The organism is Actinomadura sp., from assembly GCF_044508335.1.
Classification (GTDB): domain Bacteria; phylum Actinomycetota; class Actinomycetes; order Streptosporangiales; family Streptosporangiaceae; genus Spirillospora.
Genome location: NZ_JBIQHY010000094.1, coordinates 1 through 22,298 on the forward strand (window position 1 = coordinate 1; position 22,298 = coordinate 22,298).

The window sequence follows — 22,298 nt, forward strand, 5'->3', positions numbered from 1 at the left end:
ACCCCCTGGAACCCCCGTTAGCGACGCAGGCGATCCTCGCTCCTTTGTTGCGGTCGCTGTGCCTGTTGCGGTTTGTGCGGGGTCGCTGCGGTCGCCTGCGTCGCCGGGCATGCCCGCTCCGGGCGCTAGAGCGCCCTCCGCGTGCCTGCCCGTGCCTGTCGCTTCGGTTGGTGCTGCGGCTCGGGTCTGGTCCAAGAGCGTGTGAATTGTTCTCGTCCAAGAGGCGTCGGCATTTGTTTCATGGAGCGACCTCCTGGAACCCCCTTGGCGCATGCCCGTGGTCCGCGCCCGGCTTCCGACCCCAGTCCAAGAGGGGGTGAACCGTGCTCGTCCGGGGGGGTGTGGTGGGGCTCTACTCTTCGGGGAGGTGGCGGAGGAGGGTGGCGAACTCGCCGGTGCCCTCCGTCGGGGCGTCGGCGGGGAGCGGGGTCAGGCGGCGCTCGCCGTGGCTCCAGTAGACGCCCGGCGCGCACGGGTCGTCGGCGGCGTCGTGCATCTCACGCACCACGTCCGCGAACACGGGGAGCACCTCGCGGACGGCCGTGGACGTGATCGGGTACAGCAGCAGCGTGCTGTGGCACGGGACGCCGACCAGGGCGCCGTGCTCGTTCGGCCACGGGAGGAACTGGTCGACCTCGCTGAGCAGCGCCGACACGTACCGGCTGCCGGGCTTGCCGACGACCCGGACGTTGCGGCCCGGCAGGAGCGGCTGGTCGTGGACCGAGACGTCCGCCAGCTCCCGGTCGTGGGTGTTCGTCATCACGTAGCCGAGCTTGTGCAGGCCGAGCAGGCCGGCGCGGGCCTTGGTGAGCGGGCCGCCGTACCGCGGGTGCTCGATCATCACCATCGCGTCGAAGTGGTCGCCGGCGGGGACGACGACGAGGCCCTCCCGGTCGCGGGGCGCGAGCTTCGGCACTATGCGCAGCCGCAAGAGTTCCCTGACGTCGCCGAACAGCTCCATCTCGCCGATCGCGAGGAACGCGCGGTCGCCGACCTCGCGGACCCACTCGTCCACCACGCGGGGCCATGCCGAGCGCGGCTCGCGGGCGCACCGCTCCAGGACCGTCCAGCTGGAGGCCCGCGCCTCGGACCGGCCGACGGGCAGCACCACCTCCGACGTGCCTGGGTCGAACCAGGCGCTGGGCGCCAAGGCGGGCAGCACGTCGCGGATGAGCGCGTGCACGTCCGCCGCCGCGTCCAACGGTTCCATGAAAGCTCATCCTCCCTCAGCCGTCGGCGGATCACGTCACCCCCAACCTTCTCAGAGTTCGGGCCCGTTGTGTGATCCATCGCGATCCCCGCCGCACACTCGCTGATCATGAGCGCCTCAAGTACGGTGCCTACATGCGCGAACTCGTGTACCCACCGGTGATCAAGACGGCTGTCGGTGTGTTCAAGGTCCTGAACATCAAGTTCCGTCTGGAGGGGACCGACCAGATCCCCAGCACCGGTGGCGCGGTGCTCGTCAGCAACCACGTGAGCTACCTCGACTTCATCTTCGCCGGCCTCGCCGCCCACCCCGCCAAGCGTCTGGTGCGGTTCATGGCGAAGAAGGAGATCTTCGACAACCGGGTCGCGGGGCCGCTGATGCGTGGGATGCGCCACATCCCGGTCGACCGGAACGCGGGCGCCTCGTCCTACGCCGCCGCGCTGAAGGCGCTCAAGAGCGGCGAGATCGTCGGGGTGTTCGCGGAGGCGACGATCAGCCGGTCGTTCACCGTCAAGGAGATCAAGAGCGGTGCGGTGCGGATGGCGGTCGCGGCCAAGGTGCCGCTCATCCCGGTCGCGATCTGGGGCCCGCAGCGCATGTGGACCAAGGGGCGCAAGCGCCGGCTGTGGCAGCGGAACGTCCCGGTCACGATCCTCGTCGGCGAGCCCATGTACCCCAAGCGCGGCGACGACTACGACGCGGTCACCCGGGAGCTGCGCGCGCGCATGTCCGAGCTGCTGGAGAAGGCGCAGCGCGAGTACCCCGAGGTGCCGCGCTCGGACGAGACCTGGTGGCAGCCCGCCTACCTCGGCGGCACCGCGCCGACCCCCGAGGAGGCCGAGAAGCTCGACCTCGAAGAGGCCGAGGCGCGCAGGGCGGCCCGCGAGTCCGGCGCGTAATTCGTTGGACGGCGTCCGTCACCGCGCGTGATCATGCTAGGCATGACCATGCCGCAGGAGAGGACGCACGAGGTCCTGCATCTGATCGAACCCCCGGAGGCGCCGGGGGCCGACGCCGCGCTGCCCGTGGTCTTCAACCTGTCCGACGACAACTCGCCCGCCGACGTGATGGACGTGCTGTCGCTGCGCCCGTTCGCGTCCGGCGAGCAGCCCTGGTCGCGGTCGACGCGGCTGGAGCACGTCAAGGCCGACGCGCCGCTGCGCCCGGACGGCGCCCGCCTCGTGCGGGTCGCGCGCGAGAAGGGCAAGGAATCGGTGCTCGCCGAGGGCGACGGCTGGACGCTGCTGACGAACCGCTGGAAGAGCGGCATCGCCTACGTCGCGGTGTCCGCCGTCACCGACGAGCTGGCCGAGTCGGTCCTGGAGGCGTGCGTCAAGGACGCGACCGAGCCGCCGAAGACCGACGAGACCAGCGTCGAGATGGGCTTCTGGCACATGGGCTCGCACGGCCCCGTCCGCAGCGAGCGCGCGATCACCGCCGACTCGTGGGACGACATCCGGCGCAACTACACCGCGCCCGTCGCCGAGGCGCTCGACGCGGTGATGAACCTCACCCGCGACGAGGTCGCGGGCCGGCTGCTGCTCCTGCACGGCCCGCCCGGCACCGGCAAGACCACCGCGCTGCGGGCCCTCGCCCGCGCGTGGGGCGACTGGTGCCAGGCCGACTGCGTCCTCGACCCGGAGGCCCTCTTCGGCACCCCCAGCTACCTCATGGAGGTCGCGGTCGGCGACGACGAGGACGAGAACCGCCGGTGGCGGCTCCTCATCCTGGAGGACTGCGACGAGCTGATCCGCGGCGAGGCCAAGCAGTCGACCGGCCAGGGCCTGTCCCGCCTGCTCAACCTCACCGACGGAATGCTCGGCCAGGGCCGCGACGTCCTCGTGGCGATCACCACCAACGAGGACCTCGCCAGGCTGCACCCGGCCGTCGTCCGCCCCGGGCGCTGCCTGGCGCAGATCGAGGTCGGCCGCCTCACCCGCGACGAGGCCCTCACCTGGCTGGACGGCTCCGGAGTCCCGCCGGCGGACGTCGCGTCCGACGGCGCCACCCTCGCCGAACTGGTCGCGCTGCGCAAGGGCGAGCAGCGTCCGCGGAGCGAGAACGCCGAGACCGCGGCGACGGGCTTCTACCTCTAGGCCGCCTTGTCCAGGGCCTGGGTCATGTCGGCCCAGAGGTCGTCCGGGTCCTCCAGGCCGACGGAGAGGCGGACCAGGCCCTCGGCTATGCCGGCGGCGGCCAGGGTGGCCGCGTCCATCTGGCGGTGGGACGTGCTCGCCGGGTGCATGACCAGGGTGGCGATGTTGCCCAGGGACGGCCCCAGGGAGATCAGCTCGACCGCCTCGGAGAAGACCCGGCCCGCGTCCCGCCCGCCGGCCAGCTCGAAGGCGAGGACGCCGCCGGCGCCGTCCGGGAGGAGCCGGCGGGCGACCTCGTGCTGCGGGTGGCCGGGCAGGCCCGGGTAGTGGACGCGGGTGACGGACGGGTGCCCGGCCAGGCGCCGCGCCAGGTCGAGGGCCGTGGCGCTCTGCCGGGCGACGCGCATGGGCATCGTCGCCATGCCGCGGACGGTCAGCCACGCCGCGAACGCGTCGGCGGTGCAGCCCAGGTCGAGGGCGTGGTGCCAGACCCGGTGGTGGACGTCGGGGTCGGCGAAGACGGCGATGCCCCCGATGACGTCGCCGTGCCCGCTGAGGTACTTGGTCGTGGAGTGGACGACGACGTCGGCGCCGTGCTCGATCGGCTTGCAGAGCAGCGGCGCGAAGGTGTTGTCGACCACGGTCAGCACGCCCGCGCCGCGGACGGCCTCGGTGAAGGCGGGCAGATCCGTCACGTGCGTGGTGGGGTTGGCGACCGTCTCCAGGTAGAGGATGCGGGTGTCGGGGCGCAGGGCGTCCCGCACCTCGGCGGGGTCGTCGCCCGTGACGAACGTGACGTCGACGCCCCAGCGGTCGGCGAGGTCGTTGAGCAGCGCGTAGGTGCCGCCGTAGAGGGCGGTCTGCGCGATGACGTGGTCGCCGGCGCGGAGCATCGCCATCAGCACCGCGTTGATCGCGCCCATGCCGGAGGAGGTGGCGAACGCCCCGGCCCCGCCTTCGAGTTCGGCGACGGCCCGCTCCAGGGAGCGGACGGTCGGGTTGCCCATGCGCGCGTAGAAGAACGCCTCGTCCGGGCCGGAGAAGGCGGCGGCCAGGTCGGCGGCGGCGTCGAAGGCGAACAGGTGGCCCTGGTAGATGGGGACCGCCATCGGCCGGCTCCCCTCGGGAGCGATCACCGGCGGATGGACGGCCCGGGTCTGCGGATGGTGTCCGGTCATGTCTCCAGCCTGCGGCGGGATTCGGGGACCCGGAACGGCCAATTGCGACCAGTGGCCCGGACCACGCCCCCCGTCTGGTGCTACGCGGCGCCGGACCACCGGCCCGGCCGGGGGGCGCCGGCCCCCTGCCGGTACGGTTCCCGCCACCGGCCCGCCCACCCCGCGAGGGCCGGCCGGCGATCGGGATCGTCCCGACAAAGGGGCCGTTTCGGCGTCCCTCGGCCGGAGACCCGAGCATCACCCGGCGGACCCCCTCCGCACCATCCGGGAGATCACCGCCAATTGCGGGTCCGCGCCGGGGTGCGGGGGCCTACGTACGTACGGGTCAGCCCCGGGCCGCGTCGGCGAACAGCCGCCGGCAGACGCGGCGGAGACCGTGGAGATCACTTACCGGCTCGGCGAACGCGACGCGCACGTCGAACGAGGACGGCGGTTCCGGGGCCGGCGGAGTGCAGCGTACCCACATCCCGTACCGGTCGAGCGCCAGCGGCCGGACGGGACCGGCGGGGACCGAGTCCGGCAGCAGCGCGGTCAGCTCGTCGCGGTGGGCCGAGTCCAGGTGGGTGAGGACGCCGGCCTCGATCGCGACGAACGGGTCCGGCGCGGCGGCGGCGTACTCCTCCGGTTCGAGGGTGGCGCTCCCCCACGCGTCGTCGATCTCGACCTGGGCGACCTCCAGGGCGAGGATCGTCCACTCGCCGTCCCCCACGCCGAGCAGTTCGGGACGCGGGTGGACGTGCGAGAGCCGCAGCGCGGCGGCGCGCAGCCCGGCCTCCGGCACCCGGGAGAGCCAGCCGTGCAGCCAGGCCCGGCCGCGCAGCCGGTCGGCGAACGGGACGGGCGCGACGTCGGAGATCCGCAGGGTGGCGGGGACGTCGTCCGCCGCGGCGGCCGGCGCGGACGAGGGGACGAGCAGCAGCGGCCTGCCGCCGCGGCCGGTGGTGTGCGCCGGTACGGGGGTGTCCGGGACGCCCGGCACGGCGAGCGCGCCGTCCGCGATGCCGTACGCGAGGGTCCTGGCCCGTTCCGCCGCCCCCGGTCCCCGCACGGTGGTCTCCGCTCGCCGCACCCCTGCCTCCTTGACGTTGAAGGTTAGGCTTACCTAACTTAGCCTTACCTAACCACTGAGGAGAGTGATGAACAACCCCCGGCCCAAAGTGCGGTTGTCGCGGGCCCTCGGCATCCCGCTGACGCCGAAGAGCGTCAAGTACTTCGAGGCCCGCCCCTACCCGCCCGGCGTGCACGGCCGCGCCCGCAAGCAGGAGAGCGACTACAAGGTGCGGCTCCGCGAGAAGCAGCGGCTCCGCGCGCAGTACAACATCCGCGAGGCGCAGCTCCGCAACGCCTTCGCCAGGGCCGCCAAGGCCGGCGGCAAGACCGGCGAGGAGCTCCTCGCCGACCTGGAGCGCCGGCTGGACGCACTCGTCCTGCGCGCCGGGTTCGCCCGCACCGTCTACCAGGCGCGGCAGTTCGTCGTGCACCGGCACGTCCTGGTGAACGGCCGCCGCGTCGACCGCCCGTCCTACCGGCTCCGCCCCGGCGACGTCATCACGATCGCCGAGCGCAGCCGCGGCATGGACGCGTTCCAGATCGCCGCGGCCGGCGGGCACGCGGAGACCGTCCCGCCCTATCTGGACGTCCGGCACGACGCCCTCGCCGCGCGGCTCGTCCGGATCCCCGAGCGCGGGGAGATCCCCGTCCGCTGCGACGAGCAGCTCGTCGTCGAGCACTACTCGCGTTAGCGCAGGACGCCGAGTCGGCCCGCACGCCTCCGTGCGGGCCGCTCGCGGGACGTCAGTTCTTCGGCTTCTCGCTCTTGCCCGGCTTCGGCGTCTCCGACGCGCCGCCGCTCGGGACGCTCGGCAGCTGCCCCTGCCGCTGGTTCTTGTTCTGGTCGTTGACGCCGGACGGGTACTGCTGGGTGATCTTCCACTCGCCGTCCACCTTGCTCAGGGACAGCCGTACCAGCGTCGCCGGCTGGTTGATGGCGCCGTCCTTGGTCTTCAGCGCCATGTCCATCATGAGCACGGCCGTGGCGAACCTGCCGTTGACGCTGCCGACGAACACCTGGTTGGTCTTGGAGGTCAGCGCCACCTGGGAATCGGCCTGGAAGGCGCTGGCGAGGGTGGGGACCGTGTTCTTCTTGTAGTCCTCCTCCAGGTCGCCGGCCATCAGCTTCAGCGCCTTGTCGGTCTGCGTCTGGTAGTTCGTGGCGTTGTAGTTGTAGGCGACGTTGCCGTAGTCGGTGACGACCTTGCTGATGGCCTCGCGCTCGTCCTGCTTCGACGACAGGGAGTGAGCGGTCGTCCCCTGCCAGGTCGCGAGGCCCGCCAGCACGACGACCAGGACGGCCAGCACCACCGTCGGCACGAGGGGGAGCGCGAAGCCCCGCCCCTCCGCCGCGGCGGGAACCCAGGCCGGAGCCTTCGCCGGCGCCTCCTCGTCGGCGGCCGTCTCCGGGGGGTCGAGGCGGGCCGGACGCGGCTTCGCGGCCTGCGGAGCCGCCTGCGGAGCCGCCTTCGCGACCGGCTTCGCGACCGGCTTCACGACCGGCTTCGCAGCGGGCCCGGCCGGGCGGGCCGGGGGCTCCTCCGCGGCCTCGTCCGCCTCCTCGTCCGCCGCGTCCTCGGCGTCGAGGGCCTCCAGCACCTCGTCCAGATCTTCGTCGTCGATGACCTCGATGACCCGCACCCGGCGCTTGCGCCTGGCGGCGGGCCGCGCCGGCCGCGCCGCCGCCTTCCCGTTCTCCGCCTGGGTCTCCGCCCGCTCCTCGGCCGGGACCGCCTCGACCTCCTCGGCCCGGTCGGCCTGGTCCTTGCCGGTCTTGGCTGTCACTTCGGTAGCTCCTCGGGTTGGCTCAGTCCTTGCGCCGGCGCGGCCGACTCAGTCTTTGCGCCGGCGCAGCCGGCCCAGGCGGGACACCACGGGCACCGAGCCCATCATGACCCTGATCAGCACCAGCAGGGCGATGACCGGGGGAACGTACACTAGCCACACCGGCGGCCCGCCGGAAGAGTCGTCGCTGTTGTTCGCGGCCTTCCTGGCCTGCACGTCCTGCCGGTCCAGCGCCGGGTCGTGCGTCGGGATCGTCTCGCCCGGGTTCTTGGCCCGGTACGGCTTCTGCTTGGTCACCGCCGGCATCCGCCCGCCCGGGCAGGTCGGGACCTTGTTCACCGCCGGCTGCGGCAGCGGGTACTTGTACTCCAGCGTCGCCGGGGTGTTCAGCGTGACCTGGAAGACGACGTTCAGGACGGGCTTGCCCTGGTCGATCCCGATCACGTTGTCGAGGACGGTCTTCAGCTCCGGCGCCCGCCCCAGCGTCTTGTTCAGGTCCTTCAGATAGCCGGGGTTGTACCTGCTGATGCCCCAGTTGCCGAGCATGTCGACGGCGCAGCCGAAGTCGGCCTCGGTGCGGCCGAGCAGCCCGTTGACGGTGTCGAGCAGGTCGGGGCCCCGGTCGCGCAGCTCGGCGATCTGCCCGCGGACCTGGCTGAGCGCCGCGGTCAGCGCGGCCAGATTGTCGATGCCGGCGCCGAGCGACCCGCGGTTCCGGTTCAGCACCTCGGTGATCCGGCCGAGGTCCTTGGTCAGCCCGTCGAGCAGCTCGGTGTTCTCCGCGAACGTCTTGGTGAGGTCGTCGCCGCCGTTGATGATCTGCCGGAGCGAGTCCGCGCGGCCCGACCAGCCCTCGGCCAGCTCATGGGTGAGCACCTTGGCGTCGTCGGGGTTGATCGCCTTCAGCGAGTCGATGACCGCGCCGAACAGGTCGCCGTACTTCGGCGGGACGGACGTCTGCGACACCGGGATGACCGAGCCGGGCCGCATCGGCGGCGCGTCCGCCTTCCCGGCGCCCGGCGTCAGCTCGACGACCGGCTCGCCGACCGCGGACTTGCGCGCCGCGGCGGCGGTGACGCCCTGCGGGATCTTCACCCCGCGGTCGATGTCCAGCCGGACGACGACCTTGTCCTTCTCCAGCCTCACCGAGTCGATCTTGCCGATCCGCAGCCCGAGGTAGTCGACCTCGAAGTTCGGGTGCAGGCCCGGCGAGGACTCGAACTCCGCGGTGATGTGGTACGGCCGGTCGATGAAGTCGAACCGGACGACGTTGTTGAACGCCCACACGACCATGACCACGGCGAGGACGCCGAAGGCCACCAGGTTGATCGTCAGCCGCCTGGTCATCAGCGCCCTCCCAGGATCTTCTCAAGGTCGGGCAGCGCCTCGTCGAGCTTCTTCGGGATCTTGGTCGCGGCGGTCTTCTCCGGCTTCTCGCTGAGGCCGGGGAAGATCGGCCGCCCGTCCGGCCAGGTGATGCGGAGGATCGGGTACAGCAGCAGCTGGCCGTCGTAGCTGGCCAGCGGGATCTTGTACGAGAACGCCACGATGCCGTCCACGACGGCGGTGAGCCGCTTGCGGTTGCCGCCGAGCTGCTGCAGGACGGGGTCGAGGTCGTTCAGCAGCCGCCGGAACCGGGCGATGCGCCCCACCAGCACCTTGTCGTTCAGCTCGTGCGCCATCTCGGTGAGCCGGTCGACGGCCTTGATGATCTTCTCTTTGTCGTCGTTCAGCATCCGGGTCGTGCGTTCGAGCTGGCCCGGCGCCTCGCTGAGGGCGTCGTCGCCCTTCGCGAGCGACCGGCCGAGCTTCGCGAACCGGTCGATGGACTCGCCGAGTTCGATGCGCTGCCGGGCGAACATCCTCACCAGGTCGCTCGCCTGGGCGATCGTCTTGTTGAGCTTCTGCCCGTTGCCGTCCAGCGCGGTGGCCCCGGCATTGACGACCGTCGCCACGTCGTCGCCGGCGAGCGCCTGGATCAGCGGCCCGGCCTGCCCGACGACCTCCTCGAACGCGGGCTGGACGCTGGTGTCGGTGATCGCGGAGCCGGAGGCGAGGAACGGGCCGCGGTCCATGCTCGCGCCGGGCGGCAGCTGCAGGTCCACGTAGTTCTCGCCGAGCAGCGAGGTCACCTTGATCTCGGCCCTGGTGCCCTTGGGGATCTTGATGCCGTCCTCGATGGACAGCGTCGCCCTCGCCTTGTAGCCGACCAGCTCGACCTTCGTGACGGTGCCGATCGTGATGTCGGACATCTGCACGCTGTGCCCGGCGACGAGGCCCTGCGCGTCGTCGAACGTGGCGGTGAGCGTCAGATCGCCCTTCGGCGCGCCGGCCGTCTGGTACGAGCAGCCCGAGACCGCGAGGGCCACGGCGACCACGAGGAGGAGGATCTTCCCGCCCATCAGTTGCCTCCGTCCCAGGGGCAGTTGGAGTTCGGCTTGGGCAGCGGGCAGCCGACGTCGTCGGTGTTCATCAGGCCCTTCAGCCACGTCCGCAGGAACGCGTCGGTGGCGAACCGGATCTGCAGCGACTTGGTCCTCGGGTTGTAGCCGCCGATCAGGGCGTCGCCGATGCCGGGCAGCACGTGGAGCAGCTGCGCGATCTCCTTGGCGTTGCCCTTGAGGACCAGCGCCGCCCTGGTGAGGACGGCCAGGTCGTAGGGCAGGTTGCCCTTGTACTTCTGGAGCAGCTTGTCGCCGTTCTTCGCGAGGTCGAGGATGCCGCTGATCAGCTGCTGCAGCTCGCCCCGCTCGGAGCTGAGCACCCGGCTCGCCTCGCCGAAGTCCCGGATCATCGTGCCGAGGACCTGCTCGCGCCCGCGCACCACCCCGGCCAGCCGGTCGAGGTTCCGCGCGACCTCGATGAGCTCCTGGTCCTGCCCGGCGACGTTCTCGATGAGGCGGGCGCTCTGCTCGAGCGTGGCGTTGAACTCCTTGCCGTTGCCCCGCACCGTGTCGGCCGCGGTGCCGAGCGCGGACTGCATCTTGGTCGGGTCGAGCGCGTTCGCCAGGTTGGTGAAGGAGCTGAGCGCGTCGTCCACCTCGACCGGCACGTGCGTGCGCTCCATCGGGATGACGTTCGAGCTCTCCTTCGGCTCTCCCGGCTTCCACGCCGGATGCAGGACGAGGTTCCGCTCGCCGATCAGGTTCAGCGGGACGATCGACGCCTGCACGCCCTTCGGCAGCGGGACGTCGCCGCGCAGGTGGAACGTCACCTTGACCTTGTCGCCCTGGTTCTCGACCTTGTCGACGAGGCCGACGTCGGCGCCCATCACCTTGACCTTCGACTGCGGGTAGAAGGAGCGGGCCTTCGGCACGTAGACGACCATCGTGCGGTCGTCCGGCGACGGGGCGAGCGAGCAGCCGCCCAGCGACGCCGTCAGGGTGAGGCCGAGGGCGATCGCGATCCCCTTCGCCCTCGCCTTCCCGGGTGAGGCGGAGGGTCGTCCTCCCGCCGTGACGCGCCCCATCAGTTGCCTCCCTGGCCGCGCCGGGTGGAGATCGGGCCGGGCGGCTGCAGCGGGCCGAGCCCGGTGAGCACGCCCTCGACCCAGGGGCCGTTGCCCTTGAGGTTGGCGACCTGCTGGAACGTCGGCCCGAGCAGCGAGAAGTTCGTGTTCAGCGCGTCCATGTTGGGCGCGAGCCGAGTGGTCAGCAGGTGCAGGTTGCTGAGCAGGGTGTCGAGCTGCTTCTGGTTCTTGGCGATCACGTTGGACAGCGTCCGGACGGTGCGGCTGCCCTGCCCGATCGTCGCGGCCAGCTCGTCGCGCCGTTTCACCAGCGTCTGCAGCAGCACCCGGCTGGAGTCGATGATCTCGCGGAGCTGCCGGTCCTTGCTCGCCAGCGTCCCGGTGATCGTCTTGCTGCTCTCGATCAGCTGCTGGATCTGCGGGTAGGAGTCGTTGAGCATCCGGGACAGCTCCTGGATGTTGACCAGGATCCGGTTCAGCTTCTCCGCGCCCGGCGACTTGATCTTGTTGACCTCGGTGAGCAGCTTGTCGATGCTCTTCTCGTCGAGCCTGCCGACGATGTTCTGCGCGCCCTCCAGCGCGTCCGGGACGGTGAACGGGACGCTGGTGCGCGACAGCGGGATGCGCCGCCTCGACTCGGGGACGTCCGCCATGTAGGGCTTGGACACCGGGCCGGACAGCCGCAGGTAGCGGCCGCCGAGCAGCGTCGTCGTCTGGATCTCGGCCCGCGTCTTCGGCCCGAGGTCGATCCCGGCGTTCACGTGCCAGGTGACGATGACCTTGCCGTGCTTGAAGTCGGGTTTCACGGACGTGACGCGGCCCGCCTTCACGCCGGCCACCCGCACGTCCTGGCCCTTCTTCAGCCCGGAGGCGTCGCTGAACTCGCCGCTCATCGTGTAGCCGCGCTCGAACAGGTGCAGCTGCCCGACCGCGAACGCGAACACGCAGGCCGCGCCGAGCGCGGTGAGCGTGACGATCGCGACGAGCTTGTGGTCGACGTCGCGCAGGGACCTCAGCGCCATCAGCCGCCACCCCCCTGGAGCATCTTCCTCAGCTTGGCGAGGTCGTCCTTGGACGGCCCGTCCGTCCCGGGCGCTCTCGGCAGCTCCATCGGGAATGGACACGGTCCCTGCATCACGTTCAGGCAGAGAGCGTTCGTGCGCAGGAAGTGGCCGCCGTTGGCGGAGGCGAAGAGCTGGCGCAGCGTCAGCGGAAGCTGCTGCACCATCTTCTCCAGCTGGTCGACGTTGAGCCGGAACGTCTCGGCGAACTTGCCGAGGTTGTCGACGATGCGGGCGAGCTGCGCGTCGTTGCCGCCGAGGACCTGGTTGAGGTTGGTGGTGACGCCGTCGATCTCGACGATCGCGTTCTCCAGCAGCCTGCGGTTGTTCGCGAACACCTTGGTCAGCGACTGCAGGTTGTCGATGCTCGCCGCGATCTGCTTGTCGCGGGTGGCGACGGCGGCGCTCACCGTCTCGTAGTCGTCGATCATCCCCTCGATCGTCTTCTTGCGCGCCGCGAACGTCTGGAGCAGCAGGTCCAGGTTGTCGGTCAGCGCCGAGATGTTCTGCTCGTTGCCGTCCAGCGCCTGGGAGAAGGCGAAAAGGATCTTGTTGAGCTGGTTCGGGTCGAGGTTGCGGGTCAGCGGGCCGAGCGCGTTCACGACGTCGCCGAGGTCCACCGCGGACCGGGTGTGCGGGACGCGGTCGCCGTCGCCCAGCATGCTCTGGCTCGACCCCGGCTCCAGGTAGACGACCCGCTGCCCCATGACGTTGCGCCAGCGGATCGCGGCGGTGGAGTCGGAGGGCAGCCGCACGTCCTTGTCGACGGCCATCTTCACGACGGCCTTGCCGCGCACCACCTCGATGCTGTCGACCTGGCCGACCGGCGTCCCGGCGACCTTCACGTCGTCGCCTTCGAGCAGGCCGGTGACGTCGTCGAACGTCGCGGTCAGCTTGTAGCGGGCGTGGAAGCTGGTGCCGAGGATCTGCTGGCCGATGTAGAAGGTCAGCAGCCCGGTCAGCGCCACGAAGACCAGCGTCTTCAGGGTCGTGGCGTAGTCGGGTCCGCGCGCCGCCTTGCGGCGCATCCGCGGGCTCACGGGCGCCCCCCGGTCTTGTTCTGCGCCGGAAGCCGCAGCTCGAAGGCGGTCTTCTGCGGCTTGGCCGTACAGGCGTCCACGAAGATCTGGCAGATGTCCAGCGGGAGGTCGTTGCGCGCCTGGGCGATGACGGTGCCCTCCGGGCCGGGGACGCGGATGATCTGCGCCAGCAGGTTGAAGAACCCGTTCAGGCTGTCCAGCAGCACCGGGATGTTGCGCCGCTGGCCGTTGAACACCGACACGACGTCGCCGCCGCCGTCGATGATGCTCCCGAGGTTGCGGCCGTGCTGCTGCAGGTTCCGGCCGAGCGTGTCACCGAGCCTGCTCGACCTGTCCAGCAGCTGCGAGACCTTGTCGGGACGCTCGTTGATCGCCTGGTTGAGCCGGTTGAAGTCGCCGGTGAACGCGGCGAGCGTGTCGCCGCGGGACGCGAACGTCCCCGACAGCCCGTTGATGTCGTTCAGCAGCGCGTTGATCGCCGCGCGGTCCCGGTGCGTCGCGTCGACGACGATGGCGCCGTTGTCGATCGTGCGGCGCAGCGCCTGCCCCTGCCCGGACAGCCCGGAGCCGAACGTGTGCAGGATGGCCGCCACGTCGTCGGGGTTGATCGCCTTGGTCAGGTTGTAGGCGGGCCACGCGGTGTCCGACAGCTCCTCCGGGTCGTGCGTCCTGGTGATCGTCCCGCCGTCCTTCAGGTACGGGCCGCTCAGCTCGTGCGCGCCGAGGTCGAGGCTGATGTCCTTCGGCCCGAACACCGAGACCGGCTCGACCGTCGCGACCGCCGTGTCGGCGACCTTGACGCCCTTGTCGACCCGGATCCGGACGGTGACGCGGCCGTTGCCGGTCAGCTTCAGGTGGTCGACGGTGCCGACGGAGATCCCGCGGACCTTCACCTCGGACTTGCCCGCGTCGAGGCCCTGCCCCGCCCGGCCGAACGTCGCGTTGTAGTACGTGGAGCCCGAGTGGCCGGGCGTGGAGCCGATCGCGACGAACGCCGCCGCGGCCGCGATGACGCCCGCGCCGACCAGCCCGAAGGCCGTCCGGGAGCGCTGGGAGAGAGTCTCTTCGCTCATCCGGTCAACTTCACTGTGCTGCCGTGTCCCCAGAAGATGTAGGACAGGACCAGGTTCATGAGGATCATCAGGATGGTCGACTCCCGGATCGCGCGGCCGGCGGCGACGCCCACGCCCACCGGGCCGCCCGCCGCGTAGTAGCCGCGGTAGCAGTGGATGAACATGATGATGAAGGCGAACACGGCGACCTTGATGACGCTGTAGAACACGTCGATCGGCGGCAGGTAGAGGTGAAAGTAGTAGTCGTAGATACCGGGCGAAAGCCCGAAGTACTGGATCGTGATGAACCTGGTGGCGAAGAACGCCATGAACAGTGAGACCAGGTACAGCGGCACGAGCGCGATGACGCCGGCGGCGACGCGGGTGCACACCAGGTAGGCCAGGGAGTTGATGCCCATGACCTCCAGCGCGTCGATCTCCTCGGAGATCCGCATCGCGCCGATCTCCGCGGTGAACCCGGTGCCGACCTGCGCGACCAGCGCCACCCCGGCGATGATCGGGGTGACCTCGCGGACGTTGGAGTAGCTCGCGACCAGCCCGGTGAACGCCTCGGCGCCGATGCGCTCCAGCCCGGGGTAGCCCTGCAGGCCGACCATCGCGCCGGTGGCGAGCGACATCGTCGCGATCACGAAGATCATGCCGCCGCCGATGACGAGCGCGCCCACGCCGACGGTGATGTCGCTGACCTGCTTGGCGAGCGTCTTGCCGTACTTGCGCTTCAGGATGATGTCGAACAGCAGGTGGTAGAGGACCCGGCCGAGGAAGATCGGCAGGTTGGCCGACGCGGCGAGGCCCGCGGTCCGGCCCCGGACGGCGCGGCCCAGCTTGCGGACGGGGGAAATGGCGACCATCAGAACCTCGGGGGGAAGAGGACCTGGTAGATCATGGTGAGGATGTAGTTCGTCGCGAACACCACGATCGAGGTGACGACGACGGCCTTGTTCACCGCGCGGCCGACGCCGACGGGGCCGTAGTCGCAGTTCATCCCCATGTAGCAGGCGACGGCGGCGGCGATGAAGCCGAACACCCACGCCTTGAACAGGGTGATGAGCAGGTCCGAGAACTGCAGCAGGGTCGTCGAGCCGTCGAAGAACGCGCCCGGGCTGACGCCCTGCTGGATGACGTTGAAGTAGTAACCGCCGAGCACGCCCGCCAGGATCACCACCGAGCACAGCAGCCCGGACACCATGCTCGCCGCCCACAGCCTGGGGGTGACCAGGCGGTGGATCGGGTTGATGCCCATGACCTCCATGGCCGCGAGTTCGTCGCGGATGTTGCGGGCGCCCATGTCGGCGGTGATGGCCGACCCGCCCACGCCGGAGACCAGCAGCGCGGCGGCCAGCGGCGCCACCTGCTGGATCATCGCGGCGGTGAGCAGCGCCCCGGTGCCCGACTGCGCGCCGAGCTGCCGTGCGATGTCGCCCACCTGCAGCGAGATGGTCGCGCCGAGCGGCACCGCGATGAGCATCACCGGGACGCTCGTGACGCGCGCCAGGAACCAGCACTGCTCGATGAACTCGCCCCACCACTGGCGCAGGTCCCAGGAGCGGCGCAGCCCTTCGAGGAGGGTCACGCACAGCAGCCCGGTCTCGTCGAGCGCCCGCTCGACGCGCCTGCGTGCCAGATCGGGAGCCTTGGTCAGGCTCAGGGCCATCAGCCGGTGACCTCCCCCGTGGGGGCGGGGCGAAGGTACATACCAGCCTCCTTCGTTCTCGGACGTCGGCGCCCATCCGATACTCCGGATTCCGCCGGCCCACAGGCGGCGCCCACGTACAGAGCCTTCGTTGCGCGCCACCGTGGTCTCGGCAGAGACCGGGATCACCGGGGGCCCAAGCAAGCACTCGGGCACCGTCTGTGATCTGTGGCACTCTATTGGAAGAAGGTCTAAGAAGCGAGTACTTACATCTGGATTTGTCCGAAGCTACGATCGGCGCACGATGATCGAGGCGGGGATCGAGGCGGGGCGGAAGATGGCGGACGACGTGGACGGCGGCGCGGACCCGCTGGTCATGGGCGTCCGCGACCGCTGGGAGAAGCAGGGCCTGCACGGCGAGCCGTGGCCGTTCATGGCGATCTGCTCGGTCGGCCGGCTCAACCAGCTGATGAAGAAGGCGCTCGACGACGAGGTGCAGCGGCTCGGCCTCACCCGGACCGGGTACTTCCTGCTCACCACGCTCGCCCTCACCTCGCACGGCAGCGCGCGGCTGAGCACGCTCGGCCGGTTCCTGATGATGCACCCGACGACGGTGAAGCTGACCGTCGACCAGCTGGAGGCCGCCGGGCTCGTCGGCCGCGCCCGGCATCCGCGCGACCGGCGCGCCACGCTCGTCGAGATCACCCCCGCCGGGCGGGACCGGGTCAACGCGGTCGGCCTCGCCCTGGAGGCGCCCGGCAGCGCCTTCGCCGCGTTCGGCGGCATGCACCGGGACCTGTTCGAGGCGCTGCAGCCGGCGCGCCTCGCGGCCGGCGACGTCGAGCCCGTGGAACGCGGCAACGGCGAGGGCGGGGCCGGGCGCGGCGGTGACGGGACGCCGGTGACGGGACGGGGGTGAACCGCGTACCATGCCGCCCGCGTACCTTCACTCCGACACCACGACACCCGGGCGATAAGGCAGTCTTCTCCTATGCCACAGAGTCACGGCACGCGCAGACGTCCCGCCGGCGGCGGCCGGCGCGCCCGTCCCGAACGGGTCCCCCCACCGCGCGAGGCGCCCGACGCGTACGGCGCGGCCCGCCGCGGCGGCCCCCGCGACCGGTTCGACGGGCGCGACCGGTTCGACGGGCCCGGCCGGTTCGACCGGCCCGACCGGTCCGACGGGCCGCCCTCCCTCCCCCCGGAGAAGAAGCGCCGCGTACGCCGGGTCCTCACCAGCAACGTGACGATCACCGCCGCCGCGATCGCCGTGTTCGGCTCGGCCGTGGTGCTGGTCGACCTCGACCGGTTCACCGGCGACGACACCAAGCCGCCGCAGGCCGCCGCGGCCGGCCTGTCGACCAACGACATGCTCGCCAAGCTGACGTCGGCGTCCGACATGGACAAGGTCGCGGCCGACGCGATCGCCCACGCCAAGGAGCGCGCCTACAAGGAGCACCAGGCCGAGCTGAAGCGGCTCAAGGAGAAGGCCAAGCGGGACGCGGCGGCGCGGGCGAAGCTCAAGGCCCAGAAGGAGCGCGAGCGCCTCGCCAAGTCGAACCCGAGCTCCGCGCAGAACAAGGCGTACGGCAAGAAGATGAACGCCCTCAAGGGCTGGGGCCGCTGCTGGCCGTCCCTGCTGACGCTGTGGAACCACGAGAGCGGCTGGAACGAGCGGGCCCAGAACCCGTCCAGCGGCGCCTACGGCATCCCGCAGGCGCTCCCCGGGTCGAAGATGGTCAGCGCCGGGGCCGACTGGCGCACCAGCTCGCCCACCCAGATCGCGTGGGGCCTCGGCTACATCAAGGCCCGCTACAAGGACCCGTGCGGCGCCTGGTCGTTCTGGCAGGCGCACCACTGGTACTGAGCGGACCGCCTGTGCCGAGCATCCGCCGCCGGGCACCGGTTCCGCGTCCGCGCGTCCGCGACCTGGCACCATGGAGGGATGCGGACGAGCAGGGCGCGCCAGGGGAACGAGACCGCGAACGGCGACGGGCACGCGGGCGGAGGGCGGCAGTGGGCCCGCGCCGACGCCACCCGTCAGGCGCTGCTCAGCGCGGCGCAGCGGGTCTTCGCCGACCGCGGCTACGCCGACGCGGGCATCGCCGAGATCGTCGAGCGGTCCGGGATCAGCGTCGGCAGCCTCTACCACCACTACGGCGGCAAGGCCGGGCTGTACGTGGCGCTGTGGGAGGAGCTGACCGCCGAGCAGGAGGCGAGCGCCGCGCAGGCGGTGTCCGCCGCCCGCAAGGAGGGGGAGTCCGACCCGATAGCGCTGTTCACCGCCGGCGCCCGCGCCTACCTGCGGGTGTGCTGGGAGCGCCGGGAGGCGGCCCGGCTGTTCCTCGACGGCGAGGGGCCGTCCGGCTCGTCGCTGATGCGGCGCAGCCGCGCCCAGCACTGGATCGCGCAGAACACCAAGCTGCTGCGCGGCCCCGCGCCCGGCGAGCCGGCCGGGCGGGCCGAGCAGGTGCTGAGCCTGGTGCTCACCACGGTCATCGGCGAGGCCGGGCGGGAGATCGCCACGGCGGAGAGCGAGGACGAGGCCGCGGAGATCATCGACGAGGTGTGCCGGATCCTGATCCGCCTCGCCCGCTGAGCGGCACGGGTGACGTTCGCGTCACGCGGGACGCCACGGACCGTTATCCTGACCTTCTGGTTACCGGTTCCTGACGGAAAGTCGAAGGAGTCCATGCCGACGTCGACCTGGTTCCGCCTCAACGTCGCCAAGCGCGAACGGGTGCTCGAGGTGGCGATGCGCGAGTTCGGGGAGCACGGGTACTCGACCGGCAGCCTGAACACCATCGCGCGCGAGGCCGGCATCGCCAAGGGCTCGCTGTTCCAGTACTTCAGCGACAAGCTGGAGTTCTTCGCGTTCGTGTGCGACGAGACGTCCCGCCGCATCCGCGAGGAGATGGAGCGCCGCATCGAGCGGGTGGATTTCGACCAGTCCTTCGACGAGTGGCTGTTCGACGTCCTGTGCGACTGGACCGAGTACATGGCCGACCACCCGCTGGAGCGCGGCGTCACCGCGGCGACGAACTTCGAGCTCGACAACAGCGTCCGGTCCGTGGTCCGCGACACCGCGAACCAGCACTACCTGCAGGTCATCCACCCGACGCTGGAGCTGTGGAAGGCGGAGGGCGCCATCCGCGAGGACGCCGACCTCGACGTCCTCGCCACCTGGCTGATGACGCTGCTGCCGTTCCTGGCGCTGGCGCCGTACTACGACGGCCTCGACCCCATCCACGACCTGCGGGGCCGCACCCCGGCCGAGCAGCGCCCGGTCATCCGGCAGCTCGTCGCGGGCTTCCGCCCCATGTTCGCGCCCGAGAAGTAGCGGGCCGGGAGGAAGCAGCGGGCCGGGAGGCAGCGGTCAGTCCGCGTCCTCGATGTCGGCGACGAGGACGTCCATCCAGCGGGCGGCGTAGCGGCCCGGCCGGGGCAGGTCGCCCGCCTCGGCGGCGGTCAGCACCCGCGGGTTCGCGATGCGCCGGACGCGGCCCATCCGCTGCACGCCGCCGCGCCCCTCGGCGAGCAGGTTGCGCACCCAGTCGGTGTCCCGCCCGTACGGGAGCCCGACGATGAGCCGCCGGCCGCTGCGGAACGCCGTCACCGGCGTCCGGTACTCGCGGCCCGACCTGCGGCCCCGGTGCACGATCACCGCGAGCGGCGGCACGTAGGGGGCGTAGACGCCCTGGATCCGGTTGGTGACCGCCTTGTTGAAGCGGGGAGCCCATCTCGGCATCAGCGGCTTCGGCATGCCCCCATGAGTAACACGCTCAGCGGGTGATGAGGTACTCGTCCGGGTCGGCCTTGCGGCAGGTCGCCCAGAACTCGAAGGTGTGCCCCGGCCACAGGGTGCGGTTGACGCCCTGGTCGTCCAGGTACCAGCTGCTGCAGCCGCCCTCGTTCCACACGGCGCGGCGCAGCCGCCGCTGCATGCGGTCGTTGAAGCGGCGCGCGGCCTCCGGCTTCGGCTCGATCGCGTCGCCGCCCCGCTCCTGCAGGAGGCGCAGGCAGCTCAGCACGTGCTGGATCTGCACCTCGATCATGAAGACGACGGAGTTGTGGCCGAGGCCGGTGTTCGGGCCGAGCAGCATGAAGAAGTTCGGCATGCCGGGGATCGTGGTGCCGCGGTGCGCCTCGATGCCGTCGGCCCAGATCTCCTGGAGCTTGACGCCGTTCCGGCCGGTGACCCGCAGCTCGGTGAGGGCGTCGGTCACCTTGAAGCCGGTGCCGTAGATGATGCAGTCGACCTCGTATTCGCGTCCGTCCGCGGTGACGATCGAGCCCTCCCGGACCTCGGCGACGCCGGAGGTCTCAAGGTGCACGTTGGGGCGGGTGAGCGCCGGATAGTAGTCGTTGGACAGCAGGATCCGCTTGCAGCCGATCGTGTAGTCGGGCGTCACCTTGGCGCGCAGCTCCGGATCGGAGATCTGCCGCTCGATGTGCCGGCGGGCGATCTTCTCCTGCGGGGCGGACAGCCGCGGGTCGATGGTGAAGCCGACGGCGCGCGCCTCCAGCGCCCAGTAGATGCCGTTGCGGAAGGCGCGGGCGGTGCCGGGCACCTTCTCGAACACCTTGCGCACCGGGGCCGGGATCGCCACGTCCGGCTTCGGCTGGATCCACGGCGCCGTCCGCTGGAAGACCACGAGGTCGGCGGCCTTCTTCGCGACCTGCGGGACGAACTGGATCGCGGACGCGCCGGTCCCGATGACGGCGACGCGCTTGCCCGCGAGGTCGCAGGAGTGGTCCCACTCGGCGGAGTGGAACGCGGTGCCCCGGAACCGCTCCATGCCCGGCAGGTCGGGGAACGACGGGACGTGCAGGGCGCCGATGCCGGACACGACGGCCTTCGGGGTGAGCACCGTCCCGTCCGCGAGCGTCACGTTCCAGCGCCGGGCGTCGTCGTCGTACTCCATCGAGTCGACCCGCGCGCCGAACCGGATGTGCTCGCGCACCCGGTACTTGTCGGCGGTGCGCTCCATGTAGGAGCGGATCTCGGGCTGCGGCGCGAACATCCGCGTCCAGCCGGGATTCAGCTCGAAGGAGAACGAGTACATGTGCGAGGGGACGTCGCAGGCGCAGCCGGGGTAGGTGTTGTCGTGCCACGTTCCGCCGAGCGCGTCGCTCTTCTCCAGGACGGCGAAGTCGTGGAAGCCGTTCTGCTTGAGCCGGATCGCCATGCCGAGGCCGGCGAAGCCGGAGCCGATGATGACGATCGCCGGGGCGCGCTCGCTCATAACCCATCCTCCCACGTAACCTACTTCCGGTAAGTTACCCGGAGTAGGTTACTGACGGTAGGTCCAACAGAGAGGTTCCCCTGTGAATGCCGCCACACCGCAGCCTCCCGCCCGCCGCAGGCGGATGTCCCGGGCCGCGCGCGAGCAGCAGATGCTGGACGTGGCGGAGGAGGTGTTCGGCGAGCGCGGCTACCAGGCCACCTCGATGGACGAGATCGCCGAGCGCTGCGGGGTCTCCAAGCCGATGCTCTACGAGTACTTCGGCTCCAAGGACGGGCTGCTCGTGGCGTGCGTGACCCGGTCCAAGGCGGAGCTGCTCGACGTCACGCAGAAGGCCATGGCGGGCGCCGCCACCCCCGAGGACGTCCTGTGGCGCGGCATGGTCGCCTACTTCTCCTTCATCGACGCCCACAGCGACTCGTTCGCGATGCTGCTGCGCGAGCCGACGGCCGCGTCCCCGGAGACCGCCGAGGCCGTGGAGGCGACCAGGCGGCAGCAGAGCGCGCTGATCGCCGGGGTGCTGGCGACGTTCGCGCCGTCCGCGCCCGCCGACGTGATCGAGGCGTACACGCAGATCATCATGGGGGCGAGCGAGCGGATGGCGCTGTGGCTGACGAGCCGCCCCGACGTGTCGGCCGAGGACGCGGCCCGCCACATGACCGACTTCTGCCGGCAGGGCCTCAGCCCGTACCTGGCCCCGGCTTCCCCGCCGGCCGGCGGGGAAGCGCCTCCAGAGCCGCGATGAGCAGGTCGAGGCCGAACTCGAAGTCGCTCTCCGGGTCGTGCGCGGCCAGCTGGGGGCCGTAGGCGATGACGTGCGGGAACTCCTCCGGGTCGAGGCGGTTCCACGACTCGGCGCCGGTCTCGGCCAGGTGCCCGAGCATCTTCTCCATCCCCACCTCGCGCACCTGTGCGCCGATCGCGTAGGCGAGCAGCGCCCGCATGGTGCGCACGGCGGTCTCGGCGTCGAAGCCCGCCGCGTCGGCCAGCGCGAGCGCCCGCTCCATCGGCCGCAGCCCGGCCGCGGTGTCGACCTTGTGGGTGAGGACGATCGTCATGCAGCGCGGGTAGTCGTGCGCGACCTTCCGGAACGCGCGGACGAGGGCGCGCGCGCCCTCCTGCCAGGACCGGCCGGGGTCGTCCCCCAGCTCCAGGCCCTCGACGACCCGCTCCGCGACGCCCTCCAGCAGCGCGGTCTTGTTCGGGACGTGGTTGTAGAGGGACATGACGGCGACGTCCAGTTCGGCCGCGACCCGGCGCATCGACAGCGCCTCCGCGCCCTCCCGCTCGATCAGCGCGACCGCCGCCTGGACGATGCGGTCCCGGGTGAGCGCGGGGCGCGGGGTGTCGGAGGTCACCCGCCGCTCCTCTCTCCGCCGTTGGCATCTCTCCGCCGTTGACATCGTAAGTGTCCCATGACACGGTACGTACATTGTACGTGAAACGTACACCGTACG

General features: G+C 71.0%; 23 protein-coding genes. 8 read left to right on the forward strand and 15 right to left on the reverse strand.

Translation table 11 applies throughout. The features are described from left to right. Positions 1 to 352: 352 nt before the first annotated feature. Positions 353 to 1,210 carry a hypothetical protein gene (locus tag ACIWVC_RS25705; protein WP_396450399.1) on the reverse strand — a complete coding sequence of 286 codons (858 nt, stop codon included), beginning with the start codon at positions 1,208 to 1,210 and terminating at the stop codon, positions 353 to 355. A gap of 134 nt (positions 1,211 to 1,344) precedes the next feature. Between ACIWVC_RS25705 and ACIWVC_RS25710 the strand changes: the two genes are divergently transcribed. Both ACIWVC_RS25710 and ACIWVC_RS25715 read left to right on the forward strand, forming a co-directional pair. Beyond that, entirely contained in the window at positions 1,345 to 2,109 is a 765-nt protein-coding gene (locus ACIWVC_RS25710) for a lysophospholipid acyltransferase family protein (protein ID WP_396450401.1), read from the forward strand. A gap of 42 nt (positions 2,110 to 2,151) precedes the next feature. Then, on the forward strand, positions 2,152 to 3,306 hold the full coding sequence (locus tag ACIWVC_RS25715; protein ID WP_396450402.1) for a DUF5925 domain-containing protein: 1,155 nt from the start codon (positions 2,152 to 2,154) through the stop codon (positions 3,304 to 3,306). Here the strand turns inward: ACIWVC_RS25715 and ACIWVC_RS25720 are convergent. Together ACIWVC_RS25720 and ACIWVC_RS25725 are read right to left on the reverse strand one after the other, a co-directional pair. Continuing rightward, positions 3,303 to 4,484, reverse strand: a complete 1,182-nt coding sequence (locus ACIWVC_RS25720; RefSeq protein ID WP_396450403.1) for a trans-sulfuration enzyme family protein — start codon at positions 4,482 to 4,484, stop codon at positions 3,303 to 3,305. The two genes, ACIWVC_RS25715 and ACIWVC_RS25720, sit on opposite strands and share 4 nt — an antisense overlap. A gap of 325 nt (positions 4,485 to 4,809) precedes the next feature. After that, positions 4,810 to 5,553 carry a DUF2470 domain-containing protein gene (locus ACIWVC_RS25725; protein WP_396450405.1) on the reverse strand — a complete coding sequence of 248 codons (744 nt, stop codon included), beginning with the start codon at positions 5,551 to 5,553 and terminating at the stop codon, positions 4,810 to 4,812. A 67-nt stretch (positions 5,554 to 5,620) separates the two neighbouring features. Between ACIWVC_RS25725 and rpsD the strand changes: the two genes are divergently transcribed. Beyond that, positions 5,621 to 6,226 carry a 30S ribosomal protein S4 gene (gene rpsD, locus ACIWVC_RS25730; protein WP_396450407.1) on the forward strand — a complete coding sequence of 202 codons (606 nt, stop codon included), beginning with the start codon at positions 5,621 to 5,623 and terminating at the stop codon, positions 6,224 to 6,226. A 52-nt stretch (positions 6,227 to 6,278) separates the two neighbouring features. On the opposite strand, the gene ACIWVC_RS25735 is transcribed toward rpsD, so the two are convergent. From ACIWVC_RS25735 to ACIWVC_RS25775, 9 genes are read right to left on the reverse strand one after another with little or no spacing between them, the layout of a single operon-like run. Continuing rightward, entirely contained in the window at positions 6,279 to 7,319 is a 1,041-nt protein-coding gene (locus tag ACIWVC_RS25735) for a hypothetical protein (RefSeq protein WP_396450409.1), read from the reverse strand. 48 nt (positions 7,320 to 7,367) lie between these two features. Beyond that, the gene (locus tag ACIWVC_RS25740) at positions 7,368 to 8,666 is read right to left on the reverse strand and encodes an MCE family protein (protein WP_396450411.1); all 1,299 of its coding nucleotides are present in this window, start codon (positions 8,664 to 8,666) and stop codon (positions 7,368 to 7,370) included. Further along, entirely contained in the window at positions 8,666 to 9,721 is a 1,056-nt protein-coding gene (locus tag ACIWVC_RS25745) for an MlaD family protein (protein WP_396450413.1), read from the reverse strand. The genes ACIWVC_RS25740 and ACIWVC_RS25745 overlap by 1 nt, the downstream gene beginning before the upstream one ends. Then, complete coding sequence (locus tag ACIWVC_RS25750) at positions 9,721 to 10,788, reverse strand: MCE family protein (RefSeq protein ID WP_396454674.1); 1,068 nt, start codon at positions 10,786 to 10,788, stop codon at positions 9,721 to 9,723. The genes ACIWVC_RS25745 and ACIWVC_RS25750 overlap by 1 nt, the downstream gene beginning before the upstream one ends. Further along, positions 10,788 to 11,810 carry an MCE family protein gene (locus tag ACIWVC_RS25755; RefSeq protein WP_396450417.1) on the reverse strand — a complete coding sequence of 341 codons (1,023 nt, stop codon included), beginning with the start codon at positions 11,808 to 11,810 and terminating at the stop codon, positions 10,788 to 10,790. The genes ACIWVC_RS25750 and ACIWVC_RS25755 overlap by 1 nt, the downstream gene beginning before the upstream one ends. After that, positions 11,810 to 12,889: an MCE family protein gene (locus tag ACIWVC_RS25760; RefSeq protein WP_396450419.1), complete on the reverse strand. Its 1,080-nt coding sequence runs from the start codon at positions 12,887 to 12,889 to the stop codon at positions 11,810 to 11,812. The genes ACIWVC_RS25755 and ACIWVC_RS25760 overlap by 1 nt, the downstream gene beginning before the upstream one ends. Next, positions 12,886 to 13,962, reverse strand: a complete 1,077-nt coding sequence (locus ACIWVC_RS25765; RefSeq protein WP_396450420.1) for an MlaD family protein — start codon at positions 13,960 to 13,962, stop codon at positions 12,886 to 12,888. The genes ACIWVC_RS25760 and ACIWVC_RS25765 overlap by 4 nt, the downstream gene beginning before the upstream one ends. Further along, entirely contained in the window at positions 13,959 to 14,813 is an 855-nt protein-coding gene (locus ACIWVC_RS25770; protein ID WP_396450422.1) for an ABC transporter permease, read from the reverse strand. Before ACIWVC_RS25770 ends, ACIWVC_RS25765 begins: the two co-directional genes overlap by 4 nt. Beyond that, positions 14,813 to 15,616, reverse strand: coding sequence for an MlaE family ABC transporter permease (locus ACIWVC_RS25775; protein WP_396450424.1), 804 nt, complete (start codon positions 15,614 to 15,616; stop codon positions 14,813 to 14,815). The genes ACIWVC_RS25770 and ACIWVC_RS25775 overlap by 1 nt, the downstream gene beginning before the upstream one ends. 283 nt (positions 15,617 to 15,899) lie before the next feature. Between ACIWVC_RS25775 and ACIWVC_RS25780 the strand changes: the two genes are divergently transcribed. The 4 genes from ACIWVC_RS25780 (at position 15,900) to ACIWVC_RS25795 (ending at position 18,935) form a co-directional block, all read left to right on the forward strand. Further along, positions 15,900 to 16,514, forward strand: a complete 615-nt coding sequence (locus tag ACIWVC_RS25780) for a MarR family winged helix-turn-helix transcriptional regulator (protein WP_396450426.1) — start codon at positions 15,900 to 15,902, stop codon at positions 16,512 to 16,514. 72 nt (positions 16,515 to 16,586) lie between these two features. Then, positions 16,587 to 17,462: a lytic transglycosylase domain-containing protein gene (locus ACIWVC_RS25785; RefSeq protein ID WP_396450428.1), complete on the forward strand. Its 876-nt coding sequence runs from the start codon at positions 16,587 to 16,589 to the stop codon at positions 17,460 to 17,462. Between the two features lie 78 nt (positions 17,463 to 17,540). Then, positions 17,541 to 18,194 (forward strand): TetR/AcrR family transcriptional regulator, encoded by a 654-nt coding sequence (locus ACIWVC_RS25790; RefSeq protein ID WP_396450430.1) that lies wholly within the window; start codon positions 17,541 to 17,543, stop codon positions 18,192 to 18,194. Between the two features lie 93 nt (positions 18,195 to 18,287). Continuing rightward, entirely contained in the window at positions 18,288 to 18,935 is a 648-nt protein-coding gene (locus ACIWVC_RS25795; RefSeq protein ID WP_396450431.1) for a TetR/AcrR family transcriptional regulator, read from the forward strand. A gap of 36 nt (positions 18,936 to 18,971) precedes the next feature. Here ACIWVC_RS25795 and ACIWVC_RS25800 read toward each other — a convergent pair whose 3' ends face one another. Together ACIWVC_RS25800 and ACIWVC_RS25805 are read right to left on the reverse strand one after the other, a co-directional pair. Beyond that, entirely contained in the window at positions 18,972 to 19,358 is a 387-nt protein-coding gene (locus tag ACIWVC_RS25800) for a nitroreductase family deazaflavin-dependent oxidoreductase (protein WP_396450433.1), read from the reverse strand. A 19-nt stretch (positions 19,359 to 19,377) separates the two neighbouring features. Further along, entirely contained in the window at positions 19,378 to 20,841 is a 1,464-nt protein-coding gene (locus ACIWVC_RS25805; RefSeq protein WP_396450435.1) for a flavin-containing monooxygenase, read from the reverse strand. Positions 20,842 to 20,923: 82 nt separating this feature from the next. On the opposite strand from ACIWVC_RS25805, the gene ACIWVC_RS25810 reads away from it, so the two are divergent. Further along, positions 20,924 to 21,586 (forward strand): TetR/AcrR family transcriptional regulator, encoded by a 663-nt coding sequence (locus ACIWVC_RS25810; protein WP_396450437.1) that lies wholly within the window; start codon positions 20,924 to 20,926, stop codon positions 21,584 to 21,586. Here the strand turns inward: ACIWVC_RS25810 and ACIWVC_RS25815 are convergent. Beyond that, a complete protein-coding gene (locus ACIWVC_RS25815) occupies positions 21,522 to 22,199 on the reverse strand; it encodes a TetR/AcrR family transcriptional regulator (RefSeq protein WP_396450439.1) in 678 nt (225 codons plus the stop codon). The two genes, ACIWVC_RS25810 and ACIWVC_RS25815, sit on opposite strands and share 65 nt — an antisense overlap. Positions 22,200 to 22,298: the final 99 nt, after the last annotated feature.

Bases quoted from the DNA above. Each gene is read 5' to 3' on its own strand.
- ACIWVC_RS25720 (WP_396450403.1), bottom strand. From the start codon at position 4,484: ATGACCGGACACCATCCGCAGACCCGGGCCGTCCATCCGCCGGTGATC.
- ACIWVC_RS25745 (WP_396450413.1), bottom strand. From the start codon at position 9,721: ATGGGCGGGAAGATCCTCCTCCTCGTGGTCGCCGTGGCCCTCGCGGTC.
- rpsD (WP_396450407.1), top strand. From the start codon at position 5,621: ATGAACAACCCCCGGCCCAAAGTGCGGTTGTCGCGGGCCCTCGGCATC.
- ACIWVC_RS25755 (WP_396450417.1), bottom strand. From the start codon at position 11,810: ATGGCGCTGAGGTCCCTGCGCGACGTCGACCACAAGCTCGTCGCGATC.
- ACIWVC_RS25785 (WP_396450428.1), top strand. From the start codon at position 16,587: ATGCCACAGAGTCACGGCACGCGCAGACGTCCCGCCGGCGGCGGCCGG.
- ACIWVC_RS25705 (WP_396450399.1), bottom strand. From the start codon at position 1,210: ATGGAACCGTTGGACGCGGCGGCGGACGTGCACGCGCTCATCCGCGAC.
- ACIWVC_RS25800 (WP_396450433.1), bottom strand. From the start codon at position 19,358: ATGCCGAAGCCGCTGATGCCGAGATGGGCTCCCCGCTTCAACAAGGCG.
- ACIWVC_RS25765 (WP_396450420.1), bottom strand. From the start codon at position 13,962: ATGAGCGAAGAGACTCTCTCCCAGCGCTCCCGGACGGCCTTCGGGCTG.
- ACIWVC_RS25710 (WP_396450401.1), top strand. From the start codon at position 1,345: ATGCGCGAACTCGTGTACCCACCGGTGATCAAGACGGCTGTCGGTGTG.
- ACIWVC_RS25775 (WP_396450424.1), bottom strand. From the start codon at position 15,616: ATGGCCCTGAGCCTGACCAAGGCTCCCGATCTGGCACGCAGGCGCGTC.
- ACIWVC_RS25770 (WP_396450422.1), bottom strand. From the start codon at position 14,813: ATGGTCGCCATTTCCCCCGTCCGCAAGCTGGGCCGCGCCGTCCGGGGC.
- ACIWVC_RS25740 (WP_396450411.1), bottom strand. From the start codon at position 8,666: ATGACCAGGCGGCTGACGATCAACCTGGTGGCCTTCGGCGTCCTCGCC.
- ACIWVC_RS25750 (WP_396454674.1), bottom strand. From the start codon at position 10,788: ATGGGGCGCGTCACGGCGGGAGGACGACCCTCCGCCTCACCCGGGAAG.
- ACIWVC_RS25795 (WP_396450431.1), top strand. From the start codon at position 18,288: ATGCCGACGTCGACCTGGTTCCGCCTCAACGTCGCCAAGCGCGAACGG.
- ACIWVC_RS25805 (WP_396450435.1), bottom strand. From the start codon at position 20,841: ATGAGCGAGCGCGCCCCGGCGATCGTCATCATCGGCTCCGGCTTCGCC.
- ACIWVC_RS25715 (WP_396450402.1), top strand. From the start codon at position 2,152: ATGACCATGCCGCAGGAGAGGACGCACGAGGTCCTGCATCTGATCGAA.
- ACIWVC_RS25780 (WP_396450426.1), top strand. From the start codon at position 15,900: ATGATCGAGGCGGGGATCGAGGCGGGGCGGAAGATGGCGGACGACGTG.
- ACIWVC_RS25790 (WP_396450430.1), top strand. From the start codon at position 17,541: ATGCGGACGAGCAGGGCGCGCCAGGGGAACGAGACCGCGAACGGCGAC.